1 protein-coding gene is annotated in these 1,827 nt (G+C 67.1%); it reads left to right on the top strand.

All coding sequences use genetic code 11. From position 1 onward, the window contains the following. Positions 1 to 1,827 (top strand): condensation domain-containing protein (locus M5B99_RS29455; RefSeq protein ID WP_248807435.1); only part of this gene is annotated, 1,827 nt, incomplete at both ends.

Raw genomic sequence — 1,827 nt, 5'->3', positions numbered from 1 at the left:
GCGGCCCGTGAAGATATCCCGGGCGACAAGCGCCTGGTGGCCTATTACACCCTGGTTGCCGGGCAGACCTCAGTCGATATCGAGAGCCTGCGCCGCCATCTGCAGGAAAAACTGCCGGAATACATGGTTCCAGCCGTTTACATCGTGCTGGACAAGCTGCCGTTGACCCCCAACGGCAAGCTCGACCGCAAGGCCCTGCCGGCCCCGGACGGCGATGCGCTGATCCGCCGCGGCTACGAGGCGCCCCAGGGCGAAACCGAAACCACCCTGGCGCGGATCTGGAGCGACTTGCTCAAGGTCGAGCAGGTCGGGCGCCACGATCACTTCTTCGAGCTGGGCGGTCATTCGCTGTTGGCCGTCAGCCTGATCGGCCATATGCGCCAGGCCGGGCTCAGTGTCGATGTCCAGGCGCTGTTCAGCCAGCCGACGCTGGCCGCCCTGGCCGCGGCCGTGGGCGGCGGGCGGGAAATCGTGGTGCCGGCCAACGCCATCCCGGCCGGTTGCGAGCGTATCACCCCGGATATGCTGCCGCTGGTCAGCCTCGACCAGGCCGCCATCGACCGGGTGGTGGCGTGTGTGCCGGGCGGTGCGGCGAACGTGCAGGATATCTATCCGCTGGCGCCGTTGCAGGAAGGCATTCTCTATCACCATCTGTCAGCCGGGACCGGCGACCCCTACGTCCTGCACGCGCTGTTCACGGTGCCGGATCGCCAGCGCCTGGATGCCTTTGCCGAGGCGCTGCAAAAGGTGATCGACCGCCATGACATCCTGCGCACCGCCGTGCTCTGGCAGGGCCTGGATGAGCCGGTCCAGGTGGTCTGGCGCCAGGCGCGGCTGCACTGCGAAACCCTGGCGTTTGACCCGCGTGCCGGTGATGTGGCGAGCCAGCTCAAGGCGCGTTTCGATACCCGACACTCGCGCCTGGACGTCACCCGCGCGCCACTGATGCACCTGGCGTTTGCCGAGGACGAAGCCGAGCAGGGTTGGGTGGCGATACTGCGCTTCCATCATATGGCCCTGGACCATACCGCCCTGGAGGTGGTGCGTCATGAAATCCAGACGCATCTGCTGGGACAGGCCGCGCAGCTGGGCAGCCCGGTGCCGTACCGCAACTATGTGGCCCAGGCGCGCCTGGGTGGGCGTCGGGAGGAGGACGAAGCATTCTTCCGCGACATGCTTGGCGATATCGATGAACCGACCTTGCCGTTCGGCCTGCAGGATGTACAGGGCGACGGTCATGCCATCGAGGAAGCCACCCGGGTCCTGTCGCCAGCCCTGAGCCTGCGCCTGCGGGCTCGAGCCCGGCAGTTGGGGGTGAGCGTCGCCAGCCTGCATCACTTGGCCTGGGCCCAGGTCTTGGGCAAGGTTTCGGGCAAGCAGGAGGTGGTGTTCGGCACCGTGCTGATGGGCCGGATGCAAGGCGGCGAGGGTGCCGACCGCGCGCTGGGGATGTTTATCAACACCTTGCCGCTGCGGGTGGCCGTGGGCGGGCAGGGCGTGCGCGCCGGAGTCAAGGCGACCCATGCGCGGCTGACCGCGCTGCTGGGGCACGAACATGCGTCCCTGGCCCTGGCCCAGCGTTGCAGCGGGGTGGCCGCACCGACGCCGCTGTTCAGTGCCTTGCTCAACTACCGCCACAGTGCCGTCGCCAGTGTTTGCGAAGACACCGCGCGGGCCTGGCAGGGCATCGAGACCCTCGGCGGTGAAGAACGCACCAACTATCCGCTGACGTTGAACATCGATGACCTCGGTGATGGCTTCAGCCTGAATGTGCAGGTCAACGCCGAAGTAGGCGCCATGCGGGTCTGCGCCTATATGGAGGCGGCG

The organism is Pseudomonas sp. MWU13-2100, from assembly GCF_023242365.1.
Taxonomy (GTDB): Bacteria; Pseudomonadota; Gammaproteobacteria; order Pseudomonadales; family Pseudomonadaceae; genus Aquipseudomonas.
This window is presented reverse-complemented; position numbering and strand designations above follow the sequence as displayed.